Genomic DNA, 23,437 nt, shown 5'->3' on the forward strand with positions numbered 1-23,437 from the left:
GACAATAAAAATATATTTTTTTTTAAATAATTAACATTTTATTAATAAGTATTTTAATATTTCCAGTATTTTTGGGGGTTTCAAGGCATAAATTTTATCCGATAAACCCTAAATATCTCCAAAAATCCTGTAAAAATTTCTCCCAAAATGACGACCAAGCTCTCCAAATTTTCTCTTCCGCTCAAACTTACATTTCTAATTTTCTCCATGGTGCTAAACTGCATGGGCATTGTAATCCTTCAACTTTCGGAAGCAAAAATCACCTATGATAAACTGGGTTTTCTGGAGTCATTTAAAGATATTCCGATTGCTTTTATTTCACTTTTTGCAGTAAATTTTATAAGTAAGACCGGAACTAAAAAATCACTGATCCTAGCTTTAACAATTGTTGGCATTTGTTCACTTATTTTACCGTTTGTAGAGGTATTTTGGTTTTATAAAGTATGGTTTGCCATCATCGGGACCTGTTTTGCTCTGGGGAAAATTTGTGTTTTCGGGATGATTAGGAATAATATTTCGGATGAAAAATCGCTTGCAAAAACTATGAATAGTGTAGAAGCATCATTCATGATCGGCATTTTTGTCGTCAATATCGGGTTCGGCTGGCTGATCTCCAGTCGGTTTTCGGAATTTTGGAAATTTGGGTTTTTATCAATTTCCGTTTTGTCGGGAATCGCGATATTTTTATTTTCCAGGCTTAAGATTTCAGAGCCTGCAAAAACAGAACAGAAAAATGTATTCAGAGAAGTTTCCAGCTTAATCAATCCTCTGCTTATCACATTTCTGGCCGTCATCTTCTTTATTGTATTTATAGAACAGAGCTTCAACTCCTGGCTGCCTTCGTTTTATAAAAATCATCTTAAAGTCAATTCTTTTTTTGCCCTTCAGGCTTCATCATTCCTGGCTTTGTTTTCCTATATCGGAAGAACGATTACGGCCAATGTGATCCAAAGGTTTTCCTTATCGAAATATTATATTCTGTGCCTGTCGCTTATTGTTCTGGTGCTTATTGTAATTATCGGAATTCAGTTTGCCGATGCAGATGATTCCAGAACTTTATTGTTTCTTTTCCCAATAATCGGGCTGTTCCTGTCACCACTCTATCCGGTAGTTAATTCAAAGATGATTGCCAGTATTGACAAGGCTAAAGCGAATCTTTTTACTTCGCTGATTGTTATTTTTTCTTCACTGGGCAGCTCGGTAAGTTCTATTGTGATGGCTTTGCTTTTCGGAAATCAGCTTCTTAATTTTTATTCAGTCTATATTTTATTTGCAGTGTCTGTACTCTTTATTATTAGCTTAATTTATTTTAGATTTGCAGATCAAAAAATTTAGAAAAAAGATTTATTTTTACTCCCATGAAAATCAATAACGAAAAAAACAAGGAAACCCTTCAGGAACTCATTGATACAAAGGACTTTGTAGCACACGTGTCTGTAGACTGCACCATATTTGGTTTTCATAACAACATCCTGAAAGTTTTGCTGCTGAAGTATCACGATCTCGATCTGTGGTCGCTACCGGGCGGTTTTGTCTTCAATGACGAAGACCTCCGTGAAGCTGCTGCCCGTGTTTTATACGAAAGAACGCATCTTAAAGATATTTTCCTGAAACAGTTCCATACTTTCGGAAGGATCGACCGGACCGAAAATAATGTCCACCAGATCCTCCTCAGAAATAAAGGGGTTGAAGTTCCGAAAGACCACTGGATTTTCCAGCGATTCATTACAGTGGGTTACTGCAGCCTCATCGACTTTTCCATGGCCAATACGTTTCCCGATGCCTTCAACGAGAGCTGTGAATGGTTTGAGGTAGATAAGCTTCCTAAAATGGCATTCGACCACGACCGAATTATCGAAACGGGTCTGGAATACCTGAGGATGAACATCAATACCGAAGTGGCAGCCAGCAACCTGCTCCCCGAAAAGTTTACGATGAAAGATCTTCAGTTGCTTTACGAGACGATATTGAATGAAAAGTTCAGAAGAAACAACTTCCAACGTAAGATACTGAGCCTGAATATTCTGGAGAGATTGGAAAAACTGTATGACGGTTCAGCAAATAAAGCGCCGTATCTGTATAAGTTTAAAAACAGAATTTACAATCCCACCAACCAGTACCCTATTTCCAATGATGCGGAAGAATGATTTTAAATGACTTCTGTTTCAAAATCCGGTTTAATCCTCTAACAATCAACCGGTAAAAGACGTTTAAAAAAAATTTCCCTGAAATAGCGAAAAGTCTTATTTTTAGGAAAATTAAAATATAATGTCATATTATTCCCTTACCAGCATCCCCGATTATTACGGTATCGATGCTTTACTTACCGAAGAACATAAGCTTATCCGGCAGTCCGTAAGAGACTGGGTGGAAGGTTTTGTAATGCCGCAGATTGATCAGGCCGCCCAAAACCATACCGACATTCCCAATTTGATGAAAGAACTCGGACAGATCGGTGCTTTGGGACCTTACATCCCTGTAGAGTACGGTGGTTCCGGGCTCGACCAGATCTCTTACGGGCTGATCATGCAGGAGCTGGAAAGAGGAGATTCTGCTGTACGTTCCGCAGCGTCGGTGCAGAGCTCGCTGGTAATGTTTCCAATTAACGAATTCGGTTCTGAAGAACAGAAGAAAAAATATTTACCGCAACTGGCTGCCGGTGAAATGATCGGTTCGTTCGGACTGACGGAGCCCAATCATGGATCCGATCCGAGTTCAATGGAAACGAATTTTAAAGATATGGGTGACCATTATCTCCTGAACGGCGCCAAAATGTGGATCACGAATTCCCCGCTTTGCGATATTGCCGTAGTCTGGGCTAAAAATGAGGAAGGTAAAGTTCAGGGGCTTATCGTGGAAAGAGGCATGGAAGGTTTTACTACTCCAGAAACCCATAACAAATGGAGTTTAAGGGCTTCCAAAACTGGAGAATTGGTTTTCAATAATGTGAAAGTTCCTAAAGAAAACCTGCTTCCGGGTGTAACGGGCTTAAAAGGACCTTTATCCTGTTTAAACTCGGCCAGATACGGAATTTCCTGGGGCGTGATCGGAGCGGCGATCGATTGCTACTGCACCGCAGTTCAGTATTCCAAAGAAAGAAAACAGTTTGGAAAGCCGATCGGATCTTACCAGCTTCAACAGAAAAAGCTGGCTGAGTTCTTAACGGAAATTACCAAAGCGCAATTGCTTTGTTTACAGTTGGGTAACCTTAAAAACGAACACAAAGCAACGCCGGCGCAGATTTCAATGGCCAAAAGAAACAATGTAAAAATGGCGATCGATATTGCTAGAGAATCCCGCCAGATCCTTGGAGGAATGGGCATTATGGGAGAATTCCCGATGATGAGGCACGCCGCCAACCTGGAATCGGTTATCACTTATGAAGGAACCCATGACGTTCACCTGCTGATCACAGGCCTGGATATTACCGGAATTAATGCTTTCTAATTAAAAGTTTATTCTATAAAAAAGAGCCTGAAAATCAGGCTCTTTTTTATGTAAAACCTCATAGGTTTCAAAAACCTATGAGGTTTAATTTACTTGAGGTTTGATTTACTTAATTGCTGTTGTAAGCTTTGATTTCTTCTATAAAGTTAATGTTAGGATTTAGGATTTCCTCGATCAGACTTTTAACGGATTTCATAGCGTCTTCAATATCCCCTTTTTCAAACTGCAAAGACACCACTCCTTTTTTGGCTTCCGCAAAGCTCCAGATCCCTGTTTCAATAGGCATTCCCCAGAACTCCGGAAGGTTCTGTACAACATACTGGTAAATACAGAGCTGTAACGCCTGTTTACGGTCGCTGTTGTGGAAATATTCATCAACGTTGGCCTCATCAATTTTTACAACGAGGTTCTTAATTTTTGCCGTTTTATAATCGATGATCCTTAAAGTCCCGTTCAGCCGGTCAATCCGGTCGATAAAACCGAAAAAGGAAATTTTACCGTGCTCTCCCAGATGAAAATCCACGTTTTCAAAACGTTTTTCAATGTCTAAAATCTCAAGGGTATTTCCGTTTTTTACCAGCTCCAGATCATAAGTAAGAATATTTTCAATCACTTTTTTGGCAATGGCTTTATGAATAAAGTTCATCCCCTTTTCATAGAATTCCGGCTGATGCTTCAGCTTTTCAATAGCCTTTTCAATATAGTGATCTATTGCTTTAACTGATTCTTTTAAATCCTTTTCTTTTAACGATTTACCTTTCAACATCTCATAAACTTCTTGAAGCGTGTAATGCACCAAATTTCCATAATTCTTTACCGACAGCTCTTCCTCGATCTCATCACTTTCCGAAGTATTCAGGATCTTGGAAAGATAAAAATCGATCGGATTATAAAGGTAACTGGTAAGATGCGATGCGGAAACTTTTTCCTTCCATTTTTCAAGCCGCTGCAAAACAATTTCGGTCTTTGAAAATTCGATGGGCTGGGTAACGATTGGCTCGGAAGAATTCTCAATAATAACATGCTCGATATTGTGCGAACTTTCCATTTCGATCTGGGTGATAAACCGGCTTTTCTCTCCCGTATTTACCCCGGAGCTCAAAGCATTGAACAGCAGGTGAACATTTTTCGAATCCTGGATGAGGCGGTAGAAATGATAGGCATAAATACTGTCGTTTTCCAGAAAAGTGTGAAGGTTGAAAACCCTTCGGATATCAAAAGGAATATAGGTATTCTGTGAGTTTCCAAGCGGTAGTTTTCCTTCGTTCACGGAAAGCATAATCACATTCTCGAAGTTCAGCAAACGGGTTTCCAGCAATCCCATAATCTGCAATCCACGCAACGGCTCCCCCTGGAAATCGATGCTTTCGGAGTTGATATGCTGATTGATCAGGATCTCCAGCGTTTCCATTTTAATTTCAAACTGATACGGCGACAGCTGGTTTTTGATGATCCTGAAAGCATTTTCGAAGTGTGATACATTTTCATACTGAATATCATCGATCTCCAGCCATTTGATCTGCCGGCAAAAGGCAATCAGTGCATCCAGGTATACACTGGTGGATTCTGTTTTAACCAGTAAATTATAGTAGGAAAGATTTCCCAGCAGCTCCTGCAGCAGTTTTTTTGAAATATAGACAATATTCCGCTCTTCTATTTTTGCCTTGAAATTATTGATAACCAACTCATCATCCGCAGATTTGGGAAGCTCTTCCAAAATCGGGAAAATATCGCGGTAGTAGTACGATGACCTGTTTTTTTCCAATTGCTTCTGTAAATAGAAAAGCTGTTTAACGGCATTTGAAAACGAAAGGTTTTTCAGGGGAAATCCCATCGTAATATTCAGGTTCCGGACGCCGTGCATAACGTCCAGGCTTGCCGGAAGCAGGTTTTCATCCAGCAGGACTACAGCGGTATTGGAGTAGGTTTTATCTTCAATGCCTTCAAAAATTTCCGGTAAAATTTTGGTCTGGGTAATATTCCCGGAAACTTCGTAGACTTTTATATTTTTAGGCTGATTAAAATCATCTTCAATCCACTGGAAGGCACGGTGATCGTCAAATTCCTTCCAGATCTTATGGTTCCTCAGAAACTTTCCGGCTTCCTGCCGTTCGTCATCAAAGTAATAACGGTCTGCCTGGAAAAAGCACTGGGCTTTATCCCACTGCAAAAGGCTTCTCACAAGCTTTTCTTCGGCCGGCGTAAAGGCATTGAATCCACAGAAGACAAATTGCTGTTTCGTATGTTTAGCAAAATCATTGATCTTAATTTTGGCGATCTCGTTAATCATTCCGGAAGTGGCCCATTCTTTCTCCTGAAGTTTTTTCTTCAAAACCGGAAGAAAAACATTCATGTTTTTCCAGAAGTTCAGGAATTTCTTCCTCGGAGCTTCGTCGTCGTCTCCCAGATCCTGCGCCCATTCTTTGATCCGTTCTTCGTCAAACATATATTGAAGGACTGCTGAATCGCTGTCGGAAAACTTCAGCATATCGTCCCAGTCTTTCTGCAACGTCGGAAACCATTTCAGGAATTCGGCAAAATCGTCATTCGGAATCAGGTTGAGGCTTTTGTAGACATCAAAAGCGAAAAGCCAGAGCGCAATGCCGTCAATCGACTGTTGGTCTGCAATTTTATCGATCAGTTCCTCGATCGTAAAAAAAGTCGGGAGAAACCCTGAATAATTGCGGTCTTCCAGGATCCGCCTGATAAAAACGACCGGCCGCTTTCCGGGAAGCACAATATTAAACTCAGATAAATCTGAGTTTTGTTCTAAGAGTTCATGGATAACTTTGTTGAGGAATTTCAAGACGTTTTAAAGCTTTTGTAATTTTCTAATTCTTCAGCAATAATACGATTATATTCCGATTGTTTTTCTTCTACCATTCCATTCTTTGTTTCGCCGTCGTAGGCGCGCTGGAAATCCTGATATTCTTTTAAGATGCGGCTGTAAATCGATTTGAAATATTTATCGAAATCGGCACCGGTTTTTATTCTTTCAGAAACTTCCTTCCTGAGCTTGCGTGCGAAAACCTCCGCAACATCAAAATGCTTCTGTTCGTGAAGCAGGACATAATCGTTAATCCTTTTATCGTCTTTCCAGGATTTATCTTCATTAAAAATCGTCTCGATCTGTATTTTTACCGGCGCTTTTGGGTTGGATGATTTGACGTACGAATAAGACCAGCCGCAGTTGGTATAAGCCACTACGTTTGCGCCTCTCTGGTTATTCACCCGGCTTTTAAAATTGCTCCAGTTTAGTTTTCTTCCCTCTTCCCAGTATATTTTCTGTGCAAATATCATATTGGAAATCAGGAAACAAGCTACAAAAATTCCTTTCATTTAAATTTACTCAACTACTATAGTTTTGGTGATCCAGCTGTTGTTACCGTTCCAGAATTTGAAGGTGTAGGTCCCTATCTGCTGCGGGCTGAAATTAATCTTGTTAGCAGCGGTATAGGTACTTTGTGTACAAGGTCCGTCGGTAATGTATTTATAAGCGGTCACATTTCTTGTTAAATTATCACTGTGAATATAATCATACCCGTAAAACCCTTCACAGTGAGAGGGATAGGTAGAATATGTTTTAATGCTCTGGACCGAAAAGACATCCATGGTATCATTAACGATCTTTACACTGTCGATTTTGATCCGGTCTACGGATTGGATGGTCTCGTAATCGTCATCGTTGTTGCAGGAAGTCAGAAATAATCCTAAAACTATTGCAGAAAAACCAATATGGAAAGACTTTTTCATAGCTAAAAATTTTGATTATTATTAAAAATTTAAGCAAAAATTATTCCTCATTAATGTGAAATAAACATTTACTCACTGTTCTCTTCCACCACAAAAGTCACAAAGCATTTAGACATTTATTTAATTAGATGATAAAAGAACATAAAAGTTTTTAAAATCTTTAATTTTTTTCTTTTGTGGCTTATAATGAATTTATGCTTTCTAAGAATTAAAATTCCCTTTAGACAGATACACTACTTTTTTGGTATCATAAAATTCTTCATCGAAATAATTCTTAAGGTTGAAGATTTCACATTTCAGTCCGGCAAGCTCTTCTGCCAGGTCTCCTCCTTTCAAATACAGGATCCCGTTATGCTTGGGGTTGAATTGTTCCTTCTCAAATTTACCTTTCAGCCATCTCAGGAATTCCGGCATCTGCGTTACGGCACGGCTTACCACAAAATGAAATTTTTCCTTTAACTTCTCTGCTCTTCCATGAACAGCCGTTACATTCTTCAGTCCGACTCCTTCTGCAACGGCATTAACTACCGTAATCTTTTTTCCGATGGAATCGATCAGCGTAAATTCAGCTTCAGGAAAGAGGATCGCCAGGGGAATCCCGGGAAACCCGCCTCCGGTACCGATATCCAATACTTTTGTTCCGGGAGCAAACGCCATCACTTTAGCGATACCCAAAGAGTGTAAAATATGCTTCTCATAGAGCGATTCCATATCTTTTCGTGAAATCACATTGATTTTCTCGTTCCATTCATTGTAGAGGTTTTCCAATTTGCTGAACTGATCGAGCTTTGTTTCTGTAAGATCCGGAAAGTATTTTAGTAGTAACGTTGTAGACATGTGAATTATTATAAAAGGCAAAAATAAGTTTTTTATCAGCTTTATTCAAATATCAAAAAATAAAAGATTGCCCGGAGACAATCTTTAAGATTTTTAGATCTAATATACTTTTTTAAGTAAAGTAAGATTCTATTAAGTTAATAAAGCAAAAGAATTCATAAGGATTCATCTCAAAAAACTTCAAACATCCCTCTTCCATCCCTGTAATCAGATTTTAATTCCGTATATATTTAGAGATTTATCTTTCGATGGAATTGTTTGTTTTTCTCAAGCGTCTGGTAATCTCTTCGTCGAGCTTAGCTGCTTTCTTCATGTCGTCCATACCCATTTTAGCAACATAGCCGTCTTTCAGCCGGATGCCTACTTTACCATCCTGTTTATTAACGTCAACCCCTTCAATATCTTCGTTGGTAAATGCGTAATTGGCCATTGCTTTTTTATACTCTGCAAGACTGATCTGCTTAGTTGATTTCGGAAGGACCGAAGGCAATGCACTGATCTTTTTAATCTGGATCAAATTAAATACATGATCATCTCCGGAATCATTTAGCCTGATAACCAATCCGGGAAGTCCATTGAATTTGTACGGTCCGTCACTTACAGGGTAATCCTTGCTGAACCAGGCTTCCCAGGTTCTTCCTTTATAGTTTGCCGTAGCTTTCTGGCAATTCATGCTATTGATCTTTGCAAATTCTTTTTCGATCTTCCACTTCGGACTTTCGTTTTCAGGGATCAGGATATTAACAGCCTTAAAATTATCATAGAAATTGATCTTTTTCTTGGCATAATCCTTTTCTACAATATAACTTAAATTCTGGTCATAGGATTTAGCTTCCATAAGGTCTTTGAGATTTCCGGTCACCGCATAAACGGAATCCCGCTCATGCTTTGCAGAATTATAAAAGTAAGATTTCTTTCCGTCGGTATCAAGATTCATATAATCGGTAATAACGGAATCTTTCTTAGCCAAATCGGGCTTCATTTTATATTCGTAAACAAAACGGTAGCTTTGCGCCGAAACCATAGACATCAAAAGCAGAAACAGGAGCTTATACATTTTTATTTTTTATTAAAATTAGATCTAATAACTACAAATATAGTGATAAACTTGAATGCATCCTCCTGAAAGTGGTTTTATTTTATTTCCGAAAAATAGTTTTTTATATATTTGTTAAAATTTGAAATAAATACATGGAGAAACTTTCAGAAAGAGTAAACAGACTTGGTTACTCGCAGACTTTCGTGATGTCCAACAAGGCCAGAGAAATGAAAGCCAACGGAATAGATGTTATCAGCCTTACTTTGGGCGAACCCGATTTTGATGTTCCGGACAATATTAAGCAGGCCGCCTTCGATGCCATTAACCAAAACTACAGCCACTACTCTCCTGTTCCCGGATTTCTGGAACTTCGTGAGGCCATCGCCCACAAACTGAAAAGAGACAATAATTTAGAATATAAACCTTCACAGATCTGTGTTTCCAACGGTGCTAAACAGGCCATCATCAATGTCCTGGCTGCCCTTCTCAATGACGGAGACGAAGTTATTCTTCCGAATCCTTACTGGGTAAGCTATGATGAAATGGTAAAAATGATGGGCGGTGTTTCCGTAATGCTTCCGACTTCATACGTTACGGATTTCAAAATTACTGCCGAGCAGCTGGAAGAAGCCATTACCGATAGGACTAAAGCGGTTCTTTTCAGTTCTCCTTGTAATCCTTCAGGCGGATATTATACCTATGATGAGCTGAAATCTTTAGCTCAAGTTATTGCGAAATATCCTCATGTTACCGTTATTTCAGACGAAATTTACGAGTTCATCAATTACGAAACGAAGACTACTTCGATTGCACAGTTTCCTGAAGTATATGAGCAGACTGCTATTATCAACGGAATGTCTAAAGCCTTTGCAATGACGGGCTGGAGAATCGGGTATTCCGCATGTCCGGAATGGCTGGCCAAAGCCTGCGAAAAAGTTCAGGGACAGATGACCAGCGGGGCCAATACCGTCGCTCAAAGAGCTTCGATTACGGCTTTACAGGCTGATCCTTCGGAATATAAATACATGATCGATGCCTTTAAAATACGCAGGGATCTGGTTTATGATTTAATTAAAGAAATTCCAGGATTTAAAGTATTGCTACCTAAAGCAGCCTTCTATTTCTTCCCGGATGTTTCCCACTATATCGGAAAAACGCTGAACGGTACCGAAATTAAGGATTCTGATGATTTTGCCATGTTCCTTCTGGAAAATGCCCATGTTGGCTGTGTAGGTGGTGTTTCATTCGGAAGCCCTGAATGTATCCGGTTTTCGTATGCTGCTTCAGAAGAGGAATTGCGTGAAGCGATGCGAAGAATTAAAACGCTTCTGGATCAGTTCAACTAAAATATTCAGGATAATTTTTATCAAAAAACTCCATATTCAAATATTCAACGATGAACATCTTAAAAAAACTAACCATTGCCACCAGCATCGCCGCCGCCAGTTATTGCGGGTATGCTTACGGACAGGACTTCCAGTGGAAGGAAGCACAATCAAATGGCTACACGTATAAATATGTAACCAACGACCCGACTGCAGCGAGATATTACACTTTAAAAAACGGGCTAACCGTTATTTTAAGCCCGACCAAGAAAGATCCGAGAATCCAGACTTTTATTGCAACGAAAGCAGGAAGTAAAACCGATCCTTCGGATCACACCGGATTGGCGCATTATCTTGAGCATATGCTTTTTAAAGGTACAGATTCTTTCGGTTCTAAAGACTGGGCGAAAGAAAAGCCATTGCTGGATCAAATTGATGCTCTTTACGAAAAATATAACTCGACAAAGGACGAAGCCAAACGAAAAGAAATCTACAAGGAAATCGATAAAGTTTCCGGTGAAGCGGCCAAATATGCCATTGCCAACGAATACGATAAGATGATGGCAGGAATGGGCGCCGACGGTACCAATGCCTTCACGTCTTATGAGCAGACCGTTTATACGGAAGATATCCCGGCTAATGTAACCGATAAATTTCTTGCCGTACAGGCAGAGAGATTCAGACAGCCGATCCTGAGACTTTTCCATACGGAGCTGGAAGCGGTGTATGAAGAGAAAAACAGAGGGCTGGACAATGACGGAAGAAAAGTATATGAAGCTATGTTTGCAGCGATGTTCCCGAACAACAATTACGGGAAGCAGACCACCATCGGAACCATCGAGCATTTAAAGAATCCTTCCCTGAAGGCGATCCGCGAATACTATAATAATTATTACGTTCCAAACAATATGGGAATCATCATGTCCGGAGATTTTAATCCGGATGAAATGATTGCGAAGATCGATAAGGCTTTTTCTTATATGAAAAACAAGCCGGTTCCCGTATACACGCCGGGCCAGGAAAGTGAGATTACTGCGCCTGTCACCAGAGAAGTATGGGGTCCGAATCCTGAAAACATCATGATCGGATTCCGTTTTCCCGGCGCGACGACAAAAGATGCACGAATGTTGAATTTCATCGGTAGCATGCTGACGAACGGACAGGCCGGTCTTATCGATCTTGATCTTGTTAAAAAGCAGAAGTTATTGAGCGCCTACGCTTACCCGTATGTTCTGAAAGATTATTCGGCTTTGCTGCTACAGGGAAATCCTACGGAAGGACAATCGTTGGATGAGGTGAAAAGCCTTTTGCTTCAGGAAATCGATAAGCTGAGAAAAGGCGAATTTTCCCAGGACCTGATGCAGTCGATCGTGAATAACGAGAAGAAAAACATGATCCAGAAATACGAAAAATATACGTCTAGGGCGGAATCGCTGATGGATGAATTTACGTCGGAAGTGGATCACAGAACTCAGCTGGAATACATCGAGGAGATTTCCAAGCTGACGAAAAAAGACATCATGGATTTCGCTTCCAGGTATCTTAAAGACAACAATTATGTGGCAGTTTACAAAAGAAAAGGCGAAGACAAAAATATCGTAAAAGTAGATAAGCCGACAATTACCCCGGTTTCCGTAAACCGGGAAGACCGGTCTTCATTCCTGAAAAAAATCGATGAAATGCCGGAATCTCCTATTGCTCCTGTATGGCTGAATTTCGACAAAGATATTGCTAAAAGCAAGGTAAAATCGGTAGATGTTCTGTCTGTAAAAAATACGGACAACGATCTTTTCAGGCTGTATTATTATTTCGATGCCGGAAAATGGAACAATAAAATCCTTCCTATTGCTGCAGAATACCTTCAGTATCTAGGAACGAAAAACAAATCTTCAGAAGACATCAGCAAAGAGTTTTACAAGCTGGCTTCAAGCTTCAATGTAAGCGCAGGCAACGAAGAAACTTATGTAACGCTGGAAGGACTGAATGAAAATTTTGATAAAACCGCAGCCTTATTTGAAGATCTCATTAAAAACTGCGTCGCAGATCAAAAAGCCCTAGATTCTTATAAGGTGAGACTTAAAAAATCGAGAGCCAACGCCAAGCAGAACAAAAGTGCCATTATGAGCGGTTTGAGAAGCTACGCACAGTACGGCCCTCAGAATCCTTTCAACAACGTATTGAGCGATGCAGAACTAGATGCTTTGAAAGCGGAAGATCTGGTAAATTTACTTCATGATTTATTTAATTTTAAACATAAGATCCTTCATTACGGGCCAAAATCAGCCAGTGAAGTAGCCTCTTCCCTTACTTCGATTCATCAGGTGCCGAATTCTCTGAAGGAAATGCCGAAATCCAAAACGTTTACGCAGATAGCTACGGATAAAAACAAAGTACTGTTTGCTCATTACGATATGGTTCAGGCAGAAATTTTCTGGGTGAGAAACAGCGATCCGTATAACGTAAGCATTACGCCGACTGTTAATCTCTTCAACAACTATTTCGGTGGCGGTATGGGTTCAGTTGTATTCCAGACCATCAGGGAATCCAAAGCTTTGGCTTATTCCACTTATTCTTATTTCTCGCTTCCTGGCAAGAAAGAAGATAAGGATATGATTATGGCATATGTTGGAACACAGGCGGACAAATTCAATGAGTCTACTACGGCGATGAATGAGCTCTTAACCACACTTCCTAAATCGGACCAGCTTTTCGAAACGGCTAAAAGCGGCCTGGAAAAATCGATTGCAGCCGAACGGATTACCCAGGACAGAATTATCTTTACATATCTGAGGGCACAGAAGCTCGGAAACAATACCGATATCCGTAAAATGGTTTACGAACAGGCTCCGAAACTTTCTTTTGCCGATATCAACAGTTTCCATGACAAGGAGATGAAAGGTAAGAACTACACCTACTGTCTCGTTGCTTCACAGGATAAAGTAAACGAAGCCGATATGAAAAAATTCGGCGAAGTGAAAAAGCTGAATCTGACTGAAGTATTCGGTTATTAAAATAAAGAAAGCCCTGAAATTCAGGGCTTTCTTATTTATAAACAATTTTAACTAAGTGTCTTTGATTGTTCTTACATTCTATCTGTCTCTATTCCTATTTGTCAAAAGTATATTCTTGTAAAAAATTATTATTTTATTTGGATGGTAAATAATTCTTCAAGACTGAGTTTCATTTCTCTAAAATAATTCAAATAAATAAATTTCTTATTAAAACAATTTTCATTTAAAATTATACTTAAAAGTACCGTATTTAACGGCTTTTTTCCTTCTCATCTTATCAAAAACGATTATAGATTATATTTATCAGACTGCTTTTGTTTGATAGATGAAGTATGTCTATCTTTGCGCCAGAAAATTTAAATATAAAAACCAAGAAATTATGTCTTTAGTAGGAAAAAAATTCCCAAATGTAACTGTAGACGCTATGTCTGAAATGGGGGATGACCTTAGAATCAACATCTTTGAAGAAGCTACAGCGAATCAGCAGAAAGTTATTTTGTTCTGGTACCCGAAAGATTTCACTTTCGTATGCCCTACTGAGCTTCACGCTTTCCAGGAAGCTTTGCCTGAATTTGAAAAAAGAAACACAAAAGTAATCGGTGCTTCTTGCGATACCAACGAAGTACACTTCGCATGGCTGAATGTTTCCAAAGACAATGGTGGTATCGAAGGGGTAACTTACCCTCTTTTGGCTGATACCCACAGACAACTGGCAAACATCCTTGGAATCGTAGACCAGGATTTCGAATACAACGAAGAAGGTGAAGAAGTGTTCACCGGTTCAAACGTAACGTACAGAGCAACTTATCTTATCGACGAAACCGGAAAAATTTTCCATGAGTCTGTAAACGATATGCCGCTTGGTAGAAACGTAAAAGAATATTTAAGACTTATTGATGCTTACACTCACGTTCAGAAGCATGGTGAAGTTTGCCCTGCAAACTGGGAAGAAGGAAAAGATGCGATGAAAGCAGACCGAACTTCTACAGCTGAGTATTTAGCTAAAAATTAATCAAAATTAATATAACAGTGTAGCAAATCCAGCAGTGTAGCAATAATGTAGCAGGAAATAACCGATGATAAACTGTTGCATTGCTGGATTGGTACATTGTTACATTTTATTCTAAAATTTTATTTATGTATACCGAATTAACAGAAGATACGCTTCAGAATATTGTAAGCGAAAATGAAAAAGTAGTCGTACAGTATGGTGCGACATGGTGCGGGAACTGTAGAATCATGAAGCCGAAATTCAAAAAATTAGCTTCTGAAAACGATAGCATTCCTTTCTTATATGTAGATGCGGAAAAGCTTCCGGAAAGCAGAAAACTGGCTAAAGTAGATAATCTTCCAACGTTTGCTATTTTCAAAAATGGCGAACTGGTAAACCAGGTACAGTCTAATCAGGCAGAAAGTTTAATCAACCTATTTAACGAATTGTAAGTATGAAATTACCGATCATCAGACAGTTTTATCAGAACCAGACTCCTGAAAATCTGGAGAAAACACTGGAAGTACTGGAAAGCTTCACGGAGTTCAGAGGAACAACTGAAGAGGATCTGAATGTTGCCGGAGAGCTGATTACCAACATCTGCGGCGCATTGGAAGTTCATGCCAATGTACAGAACGGGATGAGTGAAAAGGATGCTTTAAACTCATTTGCCCAGAAGGTTTTAGGCTCAATCGACAGATAGTTTTAAACACAAATCTCACAGATATTCTTCACAAATAAGCACAAATATAATTGTGTCATTTATGCTAAAATTAGCGCCATTTGTGTTTAAAACAAACAAAAATAAAATCCCGATGCCAAGACATCAGGATTTTTTGGGTTTATAAAATTTCTCTTATTTCAATTAGCTTCTTCTGCTCATGAGAATGCTCAGGATATACCAGAACAGCAGCATGATCGAAGCAAACAGCTGTAAGGAAGCTCCTACATACTGATTGGTGCTGTACGCATTCTTAAGGATGCTTGTCTGATACAGGATTGTAGCAGAAGCCAAAATCACCATTCCTACCGAGAACCACAGCCCCAGGTTAAATCCGAAAAGCATTCCGGCTACAATTAATCCCAATGAGATAAATCCTCCGATAATAATGATATTGCGAAGGAAAGAAAAATCCCTTTTGGAAGTGAAAGCGACCAGGGAAATTCCGGCAAACATGGCCACCGTAAGCATAGCCGCCTGGAAGATAACCGACGGACCGGCGTAAAGCGTTGCAATCTTAATTAACGGAAGGAAAATAATCGCTTCCAGTACAATATAAAATCCAAGCCCGAAATACTGCGTCGACTGACTTTGAGACAGCGACCATTTTGTAGCCAAAACCGAAGCCAGCCAGAATACTCCGATGATCAGCAGCCAGATATACCGCTGGGCAAACATAGCAAAGATTACCTGATCAGGAACCATTTTCAATAATACACTTTCTACCCCGATAAAAGCGAGGATCGACAAAGCAACGTGAATATACGTTTTTCTGTAAAATGCTGCTTTATCCACTTCATTGGCCTGCGCCACTAAAACATCTGTGATCATAGTTTTATTTTTTAGTTAGTTGAATTTAAATTATTTCACCGGCTTATACGGTTTAATACCCATAATCTTCCCATCCTTTTCAAATACGGCCGTAATGATTTTGGTGGGTTCAGCTGATTTATCATCTGCGTATTTATACTGGATCATCGGATAGCTGCTGCCATCGATAAACGGCTTATTTCCGCTTTTAATGATTTCAAACGTTTTGCCAGTATCAATGTCGGTGGCAAGCTTTTGAAAAACCACATCCGTCACCATTTTTTTCGCTCTTTCAGAAAGCAGTGCTTCCATCCCTTTACGATCGGAAGCTTGCAGCGCACTGATAAATTTCAGGAAATTTCCGTTGTATAGGGCGAGTTCCTCTTTGCTTAACTGCAGGGACGCTTTAGTATCGCTACTTATGATCTCCTTTTTGGGTTCAGTTTTAGGAGCTGCTTTTTTCTGGGAGAAAAAGAAAGGGGCTGATAAAACGGAAAGAATGAATATTATTTTTTTCATAAGGCTTTATTTCAGATAAATCATAAACAGATTTACTCCGGTACTTATTGTCTGTCGTCGATCTTTATTTGCTGTAATCAGGCTTCACGCCTAAAATCTTTCCGTCGTTTTCAAAAATAACGGTAATAATATCTCTTGGCGGATCAGACGCATCATCAGCATATTTGTACTGGATTGCCGGATAAGTTTCATTATCCAGCAGTTTCTGGAATCCCGATTTATAAACGTCGGTTTTCCTTTCAAAGCTGATCCCACCGGATAACTTCTGAATTACATTATCCGAAACGATGTGTTTTACTTTATCGGATATTAAATTATTGATTGCCTGCTTGTCGGAAGCTTTCAATGCCGCTACGAACTTCGTAAAGGACTGGTTGTAAAAAGAAACCTGATCTTTACTTAATTCGGAGGTAAGCTCGATCTTTTTGCTTTCGACCACTTTGATCTGGCTTGCCTGGGAAAATCCCAGCTGAAATGCCAATACGGTAAGAACCGGAAACCATTTTTTCATACGTATCTGGATTGGTAACTGCAAGATACGAAGAATTATATTACCGATAAAAATTTCATTGTGTCCACATTGTCTGCATAGGTATCGAGTCCCGGATTTTGAGCTTCTCCAGGCTTCACCGACTCCAGACCGAGCTCTTCTTTCGCTACGATACATTGGATATCCCCTTCATTTTCAGCAATAAAGCTTTCTACCTCATCCAGAGAAGAATACCGGCTGAAATTGATGACAGAAAGCGGACTGAATAATTTTTCATCTTCTTTAAGCATCACAAAATTATTGTCCCAGAACTTTTCCTGGTTCAGCAGATAGATCGCTCTGTTGTAATCGTAATTATTGGCGTATTTGTTATGATGGATGATATCCTGAAAATTTAAAAAACTTTCAAATAACCGGTCGATCACAAAATCCTGCGGGATAAAAAGCCTTGTAACATTCCTGCAACCCAATCCGAAATAGCGGAAAATGTCTTCTGCCAAAAGCTTAAGCTCTTCTTCCGTTTCGTCACCCTTTAAAACAGCGATTGAGGTCCTGTTTTTCCGGATAATATGCAGATGGTTTTTAAAATAATACTCAAGGTATCTTGCCGTGTTATTGCTTCCGGTAGCGATCACCGCATCAAAATTCTCCAGTCTTTCAACAAATTCAAAAGAAACGTTTTCTTCCGAAAATTCATTCCATTTCTTTAATAAAAACGGAATCATATACTTATCTTTTGAAGAAAGCTTGATCACCGGAATATGGTTGCTCAGCACCACGGAAATCACATCGTGGAAACCAACCATGGGAATATTCCCTGCCAGGATAAGCCCTACCCTTTTCGATATTTTGGAAATCTGATACTCTTTAAGCCAGCTTTTTATATTTTCTTCCGTCAGCAGACCAGCCCATTGCTGCAAAGCAAATCTTTGATTTTCAGAAGTAAACCAGGGATTTTCTATTTCGGTTCTTTTTAATAAAGATTCAAATCCTGCATCGTCTTCATTGTAATTTGGCTGATCTTTTGCTAAAAAGTCTTGTAGATATTGGCTAAGTCTTGTAAGTCCTAAAACTTGATTTTCGGTATTCATAATTACTGTAAAATTGGGGAATATTTTGTAATTTTGTGCAAATTTAAAAAAAATTAGCGATGGCTATTAAAATAACTGATGAATGCATTAACTGCGGAGCCTGTGAACCGGAATGCCCGAACAATGCAATTTATGAAGGAGCAGTAGATTGGAAAGCTTCGGAAGGTACCGAATTGAAAGGTACCGTCACATTACCTTCTGGCCTTACCGTGGATGCAGATGCACCCCAGGAGCCTGTAAGCGATGACGTGTATTTCATTGTAACCGATAAAATGTACGGAGTGCAAAGGCTTCCACGAAGAGCCGCAATGTGCCGCCGTCTGCCCGGTAGACTGCTGTGTGCCGGATGAAGACCACGTAGAATCTGAAGAAGCGCTGCTTAATAAAAAAGCATTCTTACACGGAGAATAAAAACTGCCGTCTCATCCATCATGAGGCGGTTTTTTATATCCAAAAATCTGAAATTTTTAATAAGAAACTATAAATGAAACTGTAAGAGAAATTTTACAGAAAATCCAAAAAAGTAAATAATATGAGTAAAAAGCACAACTTTAGCGCAGGACCATGCATCTTACCTCAGGAAGTTTTTGAAAAATCGGCAGAGGCCATTCTCGATTTTAACGGAATGGGTCTTTCCCTTCTTGAAATTTCGCACCGAAGCAAAGATTTCGTAGCGGTGATGGATGAAGCACGCGCTATTGTCAAAAGACTGATGAATCTGGGTGATGATTATGAAGTTTTATATCTGGGCGGAGGGGCCAGCCTGCAGTTTGCCATGGTGCCTTACAACCTGATGAAAGTTGGCGGAAAAGCAGCATACCTGGATACGGGAACATGGGCTGCAGGAGCGATTAAAGAAGCAAAAAAAGTAGGAACGGTAGATGTTGTAGGCTCTTCAAAAGAAGAAAACTATTCCTTCATTCCTAAAGACTATACTGTAGGTGCAGAATATGATTATTTCCACTGTACTTCAAACAATACAATCTACGGAACCCAGATGAAATCTTTTCCGGAAGTGGACACCCTGATGGTTTGTGATATGAGTTCCGATATTTTCTCAAGACAGCTGGATTTCTCCAAATTTGACCTGATCTACGCCGGAGCACAGAAAAATATGGGACCTGCCGGAGTAACTCTGGTGGTGATCAAAAAAGAAATATTAGGAAAAACGGGAAGAGAAAATATGTTCTCCATCCTGGACTATTCCCAGCATATTGCCAAAGAATCCATGTACAATACGCCTCCGGTTTTCCCGGTATACGCTTCATTGCTTACGTTACAGTACCTGGAAAACAACGGCGGAATCGCAGCAGCGGAAGCCAGAAACGAAGCGAAAGCAAAGCTTTTATATGACGAGATCGACAGCAACCCGCTGTTTGAGACGTTCTGCGTAAAAGAAGACCGTTCCCTGATGAATGTTTCCTTTAAGATTACCGACGAGAGCAAAAAAGAAGCATTTGATGCAGCGTGGAAAGCTGCCGGAATCAGCGGTCTGAACGGGCACAGAAGCCTTGGAGGATACAGAGCGAGTCTATACAATGCGATGCCGATAGAGAGCGTGCAGATTTTGGTAGATGTTATGAAATCCATAAAGTAACAAAAACTTTTGAAAGTCAATTACTTAAATAATATTCAGTGTTATTTTAATTTTTCTTAATTTGCGCAACTGTTAAATTATTTAATAATCCGATTTAAATAATTAAAGGATATCAATACACATGAGAGTTTTAGCTAACGACGGAATTTCAAAAGCAGGTGAACAGGCATTGAAAGATGCAGGGATCGAAGTACTGGATAACAGGGTTGCCCAGGACCACGTCATCAATTTCATCAACGAAAACAACGTAGACGTTCTTCTGGTAAGAAGTGCCACAAAAGTAAGGCAGGATCTTATCGACGCGTGCCCGGATCTGAAAATCATCGGCCGTGGCGGTATCGGAATGGACAACATCGACGTTGAATACGCCATCGAAAAAGGGAAATATGTGATCAACACCCCGACCGCTTCTTCGAAATCCGTAGCTGAGCTGGTATTCGGCCATTTCTTTTCACTGGCCAGGTTTCTCCACGAATCCAACAGGCTGATGCCTCTGGAAGGGGAAACGCACTTCAATGCCATGAAAAAGTCTTTTGCCAATGCCTATGAACTTTCAGGAAAAACACTGGGAGTAATCGGTTTCGGAAGTATTGGCCGGGAAGTCCTGAAAATAGGGATCTCTCTGGGAATGAAAGTGAAAGTGCTGACGAGAAAGCCACAGACCAAAACCATTGCCCTGGAATTCTTTGACGGCCGTTCACTGGACTTTGAGATTACTTCCACAAACGATATGGATGCTTTCCTGAAAGATGCCGATTTCATCAGTATCAATACGCCTAAAACAAACGAATACATTATAGACACGCCACAGTTCGAAAAAATGAAGGACGGCGTCTATATTGTCAATACGGCAAGGGGCGGTGTGATGAATGAAGTTGCTCTGATCGATTTTATTGAATCCAATAAAGTAGCGGGTGCCGCGCTGGACGTTTTTGAAAAAGAACCGAGCCCGGAAGTCCTCCTGCTGATGAATCCTGCCCTCTCCCTTTCCCCGCACGTCGGCGGAAATACCGTGGATGCCCAGGAAAAAATCGGAATCGAGCTTGCAGAACAGATTATTAAGATTAAAGAAACTATAAAATAAAATATGCCTATTTTTAAACCTTTTCGTGGAATAAGACCTCATAAAGACTATGAGAGCACCTTCCCTACCCATCCTTTGGATAATTTCACCCAGGAAGAGATAGCGGAAAAAGCTCAGGTAGAAGATACTTACATTCATATGATCAAACCGTATGTGGTAAGCAAATCCAAAGACATCGACCGAAATTTGAGAAAAATCCGATCGACTTTTGAAGAACTGATGGAAGAGAAAAGACTCGTTCAGGACAATTCTTCGTATTATCTTTATGAGCAGATTTATCCCAACAAACAGGTTTTCAGAGGGCTGCTGGGTTTAGCCAGCATTGAGGATTTCTGGAATGGCAAGATCAAGAGGCACGAAAGTACCATCCCGCAAAAAAAGGAAAAGCTGGCACATTACCTGGAAAAGGTAAACCTTCAGGCAGAACCTGTATTGCTGACATATCCGGCTAATTCCAAAATCGAATTGCTGATGAATCATGAGGAGAAAAACGTTCCGATCTTCAACCATGTAGATACCAAAGGCATCCGGCACAAGATCTGGAGAATCGACAACCGGCTGAAACTGCAGCAGTTTAAAGAAGTGATAGACCAGATCGATGCATTCTACATTGCCGACGGACACCACAGGATCGGTTCTACGGCGTTAAATGCAAAACATCAGAAAGACAAGAACAAAAGGCATAACGGTACGGAACTTTATAATTTCGTTTACAGCTTTATCGTTTCTAACCAGTCGATTAAGATCCACGATTACAACAGGATCGTATCGGATATCAACGGTTTGTCGAACGAAGAATTCTTACAGGAGCTGGAAAAATATTTCCTGATCCATGAAAAAGGAGAAACGGCATATTATCCTTCCCAGAAATTCCACATTTCCATGTACATGGATGGAAAATTTTATTCCCTGCACGTAAAGCACGACCTGCGTTCCCAGGAAATGTCTCTGGATAACCTGGATCATCATCTTTTGGATAAATACATCTTTAAGGATATTTTGAAAATTGAAGATCCGGACAGCTCGGAGAAGATTTCCTATGTAAAAGGAACATCTAACATTGAAGGCATCAACGAGCTGAAAGAGAGAGTAGACAGTGGCGAAGGAAAAGCAGGATTCGGAATTTTTCCGGTGAGCTTCAATGATATGATCAAGATTTCCGACCTTAAATTGAGTATGCCTCCTAAATGTACCTTTATAGAACCTAAATTGGTTACCGCTTTGTTAATGTACGATATGAAGCAGTAACGATAACCATTTTTTCCTTACTTTTAGCAACGGAAAAAGAAAGGTAAATATAAATGAAAAAAGCATTCATTATCATTCCACTCTTTTTGGGTGGATTTTTATTTTCTCAGAAAAAGCCCTTTAAAAGACCTGCGAAAAAAACATCGTTGACCGTAAAACTAAACTATCACGAAGAGTTTAAAAAGATCTCCGATGAAATCATGACCAACGGAACGGCATACGAAAACCTGGGACAGCTTACCAAAGGGATCGGGCCACGTTTCAGCGGAACTCCCGGCTATATGAAAGCCGTGGAATGGGCAGAAAAAAGGCTGAAAGAGATCGGTATCGATATGATCTGGAGGATGGAAGCCAAAGCACCGGTTTGGGTAAGAGGAAAAGAGTCCCTCCAAATTAAAGCCGGAAACGGCGACTGGAAAAATATACGGATGCTTTCTTTCGGAAACTCTGAAGGAACCGAAGGAAAAGATCTTACCGGAGAAATCGTGTTAATCGGTTCAACCTCTGAACTGAATGCAATGTCGGTAGGTCAGCTGAAGGGCAAAATTGCTTTTGTCAATCTTCCGATGGATCCCAAAATCATTAATACCAGCGATTCTTACCTGCTGACTGCCAAATCCAAGCTGATTTCTGCGTCCGTGATTGCAAAGACAGGAGCAAAAGCTTTAATTATAAGATCGTTAACCACAGCTTCCGACGATACGCCGCATGCTAAAATGGTATATTATGAACCGGACGATAAAATAAGGATTCCGGCATTATCCATCGGCGCAAAATCCGCGGACGAACTTGAAAAATTACTCAAAAACCAAAAGGTTACCGCCAAACTGAATATGACCGCCCAATCCAAAGGCGATACCACCAACCCGAATATCATTGCTGAAATTCAGGGTAAGAAAGATTCAAAGGTCATCGTTCTTGGGGCACAGCTGGATTCCTGGGATTTCGGGGAAGGCGCAATCGATGACGGTACGGGAGTCGCGCAGTGTATGGAAGTATTAAAAACCTTCAAAGCATTAGGGATTGAAAACAACCATACCATCCGGGTGGTATTTTATGCCAACAGTGAGAACGGCGGACAGGGCCGGGAAATGTATGCCGCTTACGTAAAAAAGAAAGATGAAAAACACGTTTTTGCTTTGGGAACCGATGCCGGAGGATACTCGCCAAGAGGATTTTCCCTGGATATGCCTCCCCAGAGAAGAAAGCTGATCTTCGAATGGAAAAATTATTTCCTTCCATACGGCGTATACGACTTCGACCAGACCGATGCGATCCAGGATATTTCGCCTTTGAAAAAGCTCGATATTCCGTTAGCTGAATTAGTGGTTGATACCCAAAGGTACTTCGATTACCATCATTCCGAACAGGATACTTTCGATAAAGTGAATAAGAGGGAGCTCCTTTTGGGTGCGGTAGCCATGACACAGATGATTTTTATGATTGATAAAAACTGGTAAGGACACTTATAAAA

Annotated in this window: 21 protein-coding genes and 1 pseudogene; 13 read left to right on the forward strand and 9 right to left on the reverse strand. The window is 40.1% G+C overall.

Going from position 1 to position 23,437, the window contains the following annotated elements; all coding sequences use genetic code 11:
- Positions 1-207 precede the first annotated feature (207 nt).
- The 3 genes from QE422_RS13065 (at position 208) to QE422_RS13075 (ending at position 3,447) form a co-directional block, all read left to right on the forward strand.
- The gene (locus tag QE422_RS13065; protein WP_373463388.1) at positions 208-1,335 is read left to right on the forward strand and encodes a sugar MFS transporter; all 1,128 of its coding nucleotides are present in this window, start codon (positions 208-210) and stop codon (positions 1,333-1,335) included.
- 23 nt (positions 1,336-1,358) lie between these two features.
- Positions 1,359-2,147, forward strand: a complete 789-nt coding sequence (locus tag QE422_RS13070; protein ID WP_307459076.1) for an NUDIX domain-containing protein — start codon at positions 1,359-1,361, stop codon at positions 2,145-2,147.
- Between the two features lie 121 nt (positions 2,148-2,268).
- Complete coding sequence (locus tag QE422_RS13075; RefSeq protein WP_307459079.1) at positions 2,269-3,447, forward strand: acyl-CoA dehydrogenase family protein; 1,179 nt, start codon at positions 2,269-2,271, stop codon at positions 3,445-3,447.
- Between the two features lie 109 nt (positions 3,448-3,556).
- Here QE422_RS13075 and QE422_RS13080 read toward each other — a convergent pair whose 3' ends face one another.
- From QE422_RS13080 to QE422_RS13100, 5 genes are all read right to left on the reverse strand, one after another.
- Positions 3,557-6,253, reverse strand: coding sequence for a PD-(D/E)XK nuclease family protein (locus QE422_RS13080; RefSeq protein ID WP_307459081.1), 2,697 nt, complete (start codon positions 6,251-6,253; stop codon positions 3,557-3,559).
- A complete protein-coding gene (locus QE422_RS13085; protein WP_307459084.1) occupies positions 6,250-6,786 on the reverse strand; it encodes a DUF922 domain-containing protein in 537 nt (178 codons plus the stop codon). The genes QE422_RS13080 and QE422_RS13085 overlap by 4 nt, the downstream gene beginning before the upstream one ends.
- Before the next feature lie 6 nt (positions 6,787-6,792).
- Positions 6,793-7,200, reverse strand: a complete 408-nt coding sequence (locus QE422_RS13090) for a hypothetical protein (RefSeq protein ID WP_307459085.1) — start codon at positions 7,198-7,200, stop codon at positions 6,793-6,795.
- Between the two features lie 201 nt (positions 7,201-7,401).
- Positions 7,402-8,037: a 16S rRNA (guanine(527)-N(7))-methyltransferase RsmG gene (rsmG, locus tag QE422_RS13095; protein WP_307459088.1), complete on the reverse strand. Its 636-nt coding sequence runs from the start codon at positions 8,035-8,037 to the stop codon at positions 7,402-7,404.
- A 238-nt stretch (positions 8,038-8,275) separates the two neighbouring features.
- On the reverse strand, positions 8,276-9,094 hold the full coding sequence (locus tag QE422_RS13100; protein WP_307459092.1) for a GLPGLI family protein: 819 nt from the start codon (positions 9,092-9,094) through the stop codon (positions 8,276-8,278).
- 134 nt (positions 9,095-9,228) lie between these two features.
- Between QE422_RS13100 and QE422_RS13105 the strand changes: the two genes are divergently transcribed.
- The 5 genes from QE422_RS13105 to QE422_RS13125 all read left to right on the forward strand — a co-directional run bounded on the left by QE422_RS13105 (position 9,229) and on the right by QE422_RS13125 (position 15,106).
- On the forward strand, positions 9,229-10,422 hold the full coding sequence (locus QE422_RS13105; protein ID WP_307459097.1) for a pyridoxal phosphate-dependent aminotransferase: 1,194 nt from the start codon (positions 9,229-9,231) through the stop codon (positions 10,420-10,422).
- A gap of 50 nt (positions 10,423-10,472) precedes the next feature.
- Positions 10,473-13,412 carry a pitrilysin family protein gene (locus QE422_RS13110; protein WP_307459100.1) on the forward strand — a complete coding sequence of 980 codons (2,940 nt, stop codon included), beginning with the start codon at positions 10,473-10,475 and terminating at the stop codon, positions 13,410-13,412.
- Positions 13,413-13,791: 379 nt separating this feature from the next.
- Positions 13,792-14,424, forward strand: coding sequence for a peroxiredoxin (locus QE422_RS13115; protein WP_307459102.1), 633 nt, complete (start codon positions 13,792-13,794; stop codon positions 14,422-14,424).
- Positions 14,425-14,549: 125 nt separating this feature from the next.
- Positions 14,550-14,855 (forward strand): co-chaperone YbbN, encoded by a 306-nt coding sequence (locus QE422_RS13120; RefSeq protein ID WP_307459104.1) that lies wholly within the window; start codon positions 14,550-14,552, stop codon positions 14,853-14,855.
- Positions 14,856-14,857: 2 nt separating this feature from the next.
- Complete coding sequence (locus tag QE422_RS13125) at positions 14,858-15,106, forward strand: hypothetical protein (protein WP_307459107.1); 249 nt, start codon at positions 14,858-14,860, stop codon at positions 15,104-15,106.
- 162 nt (positions 15,107-15,268) lie between these two features.
- Here the strand turns inward: QE422_RS13125 and QE422_RS13130 are convergent, their stop codons facing one another.
- From QE422_RS13130 to QE422_RS13145, 4 genes are all read right to left on the reverse strand, one after another.
- Positions 15,269-15,955, reverse strand: a complete 687-nt coding sequence (locus QE422_RS13130) for a Bax inhibitor-1 family protein (RefSeq protein WP_307459109.1) — start codon at positions 15,953-15,955, stop codon at positions 15,269-15,271.
- Positions 15,956-15,985: 30 nt separating this feature from the next.
- Positions 15,986-16,453: a peptidylprolyl isomerase gene (locus QE422_RS13135; protein WP_307459111.1), complete on the reverse strand. Its 468-nt coding sequence runs from the start codon at positions 16,451-16,453 to the stop codon at positions 15,986-15,988.
- A gap of 64 nt (positions 16,454-16,517) precedes the next feature.
- Positions 16,518-16,964: a peptidylprolyl isomerase gene (locus QE422_RS13140; RefSeq protein ID WP_307459114.1), complete on the reverse strand. Its 447-nt coding sequence runs from the start codon at positions 16,962-16,964 to the stop codon at positions 16,518-16,520.
- A gap of 35 nt (positions 16,965-16,999) precedes the next feature.
- Entirely contained in the window at positions 17,000-18,034 is a 1,035-nt protein-coding gene (locus tag QE422_RS13145) for an acyl-CoA reductase (RefSeq protein ID WP_307459116.1), read from the reverse strand.
- A gap of 59 nt (positions 18,035-18,093) precedes the next feature.
- Here QE422_RS13145 and QE422_RS13150 point away from each other — a divergent pair.
- The 5 genes and pseudogenes from QE422_RS13150 to QE422_RS13170 all read left to right on the forward strand — a co-directional run bounded on the left by QE422_RS13150 (position 18,094) and on the right by QE422_RS13170 (position 23,423).
- Positions 18,094-18,445 (forward strand): annotated as a pseudogene (locus QE422_RS13150) (4Fe-4S binding protein).
- Between the two features lie 121 nt (positions 18,446-18,566).
- Positions 18,567-19,631, forward strand: a complete 1,065-nt coding sequence (gene serC / locus QE422_RS13155) for a 3-phosphoserine/phosphohydroxythreonine transaminase (RefSeq protein ID WP_307459118.1) — start codon at positions 18,567-18,569, stop codon at positions 19,629-19,631.
- A 121-nt stretch (positions 19,632-19,752) separates the two neighbouring features.
- Complete coding sequence (locus QE422_RS13160) at positions 19,753-20,715, forward strand: D-2-hydroxyacid dehydrogenase (RefSeq protein ID WP_307459121.1); 963 nt, start codon at positions 19,753-19,755, stop codon at positions 20,713-20,715.
- Positions 20,716-20,718: 3 nt separating this feature from the next.
- Positions 20,719-21,963, forward strand: a complete 1,245-nt coding sequence (locus QE422_RS13165; RefSeq protein ID WP_307459123.1) for a DUF1015 domain-containing protein — start codon at positions 20,719-20,721, stop codon at positions 21,961-21,963.
- A gap of 53 nt (positions 21,964-22,016) precedes the next feature.
- The gene (locus QE422_RS13170; RefSeq protein ID WP_307459126.1) at positions 22,017-23,423 is read left to right on the forward strand and encodes a M20/M25/M40 family metallo-hydrolase; all 1,407 of its coding nucleotides are present in this window, start codon (positions 22,017-22,019) and stop codon (positions 23,421-23,423) included.
- The last annotated feature ends 14 nt before the right edge of the window (positions 23,424-23,437 follow it).

Origin of the sequence: Chryseobacterium sp. SORGH_AS_0447 (assembly GCF_030818695.1) — a bacterium.
In the GTDB taxonomy this organism is placed as follows: Bacteria; Bacteroidota; Bacteroidia; order Flavobacteriales; family Weeksellaceae; genus Chryseobacterium.

Excerpts from the sequence above, each read along its gene's own strand:
- QE422_RS13085 (WP_307459084.1), bottom strand. The coding sequence starts at position 6,786 with ATGAAAGGAATTTTTGTAGCTTGTTTCCTGATTTCCAATATGATATTT.
- QE422_RS13160 (WP_307459121.1), top strand. The coding sequence starts at position 19,753 with ATGAGAGTTTTAGCTAACGACGGAATTTCAAAAGCAGGTGAACAGGCA.
- QE422_RS13130 (WP_307459109.1), bottom strand. The coding sequence starts at position 15,955 with ATGATCACAGATGTTTTAGTGGCGCAGGCCAATGAAGTGGATAAAGCA.
- QE422_RS13110 (WP_307459100.1), top strand. The coding sequence starts at position 10,473 with ATGAACATCTTAAAAAAACTAACCATTGCCACCAGCATCGCCGCCGCC.
- QE422_RS13075 (WP_307459079.1), top strand. The coding sequence starts at position 2,269 with ATGTCATATTATTCCCTTACCAGCATCCCCGATTATTACGGTATCGAT.
- QE422_RS13115 (WP_307459102.1), top strand. The coding sequence starts at position 13,792 with ATGTCTTTAGTAGGAAAAAAATTCCCAAATGTAACTGTAGACGCTATG.
- QE422_RS13105 (WP_307459097.1), top strand. The coding sequence starts at position 9,229 with ATGGAGAAACTTTCAGAAAGAGTAAACAGACTTGGTTACTCGCAGACT.
- QE422_RS13125 (WP_307459107.1), top strand. The coding sequence starts at position 14,858 with ATGAAATTACCGATCATCAGACAGTTTTATCAGAACCAGACTCCTGAA.
- QE422_RS13165 (WP_307459123.1), top strand. The coding sequence starts at position 20,719 with ATGCCTATTTTTAAACCTTTTCGTGGAATAAGACCTCATAAAGACTAT.
- QE422_RS13120 (WP_307459104.1), top strand. The coding sequence starts at position 14,550 with ATGTATACCGAATTAACAGAAGATACGCTTCAGAATATTGTAAGCGAA.
- QE422_RS13140 (WP_307459114.1), bottom strand. The coding sequence starts at position 16,964 with ATGAAAAAATGGTTTCCGGTTCTTACCGTATTGGCATTTCAGCTGGGA.
- QE422_RS13090 (WP_307459085.1), bottom strand. The coding sequence starts at position 7,200 with ATGAAAAAGTCTTTCCATATTGGTTTTTCTGCAATAGTTTTAGGATTA.
- QE422_RS13170 (WP_307459126.1), top strand. The coding sequence starts at position 22,017 with ATGAAAAAAGCATTCATTATCATTCCACTCTTTTTGGGTGGATTTTTA.
- rsmG (WP_307459088.1), bottom strand. The coding sequence starts at position 8,037 with ATGTCTACAACGTTACTACTAAAATACTTTCCGGATCTTACAGAAACA.
- QE422_RS13070 (WP_307459076.1), top strand. The coding sequence starts at position 1,359 with ATGAAAATCAATAACGAAAAAAACAAGGAAACCCTTCAGGAACTCATT.
- QE422_RS13100 (WP_307459092.1), bottom strand. The coding sequence starts at position 9,094 with ATGTATAAGCTCCTGTTTCTGCTTTTGATGTCTATGGTTTCGGCGCAA.
- QE422_RS13145 (WP_307459116.1), bottom strand. The coding sequence starts at position 18,034 with ATGAATACCGAAAATCAAGTTTTAGGACTTACAAGACTTAGCCAATAT.
- serC (WP_307459118.1), top strand. The coding sequence starts at position 18,567 with ATGAGTAAAAAGCACAACTTTAGCGCAGGACCATGCATCTTACCTCAG.
- QE422_RS13065 (WP_373463388.1), top strand. The coding sequence starts at position 208 with ATGGTGCTAAACTGCATGGGCATTGTAATCCTTCAACTTTCGGAAGCA.
- QE422_RS13135 (WP_307459111.1), bottom strand. The coding sequence starts at position 16,453 with ATGAAAAAAATAATATTCATTCTTTCCGTTTTATCAGCCCCTTTCTTT.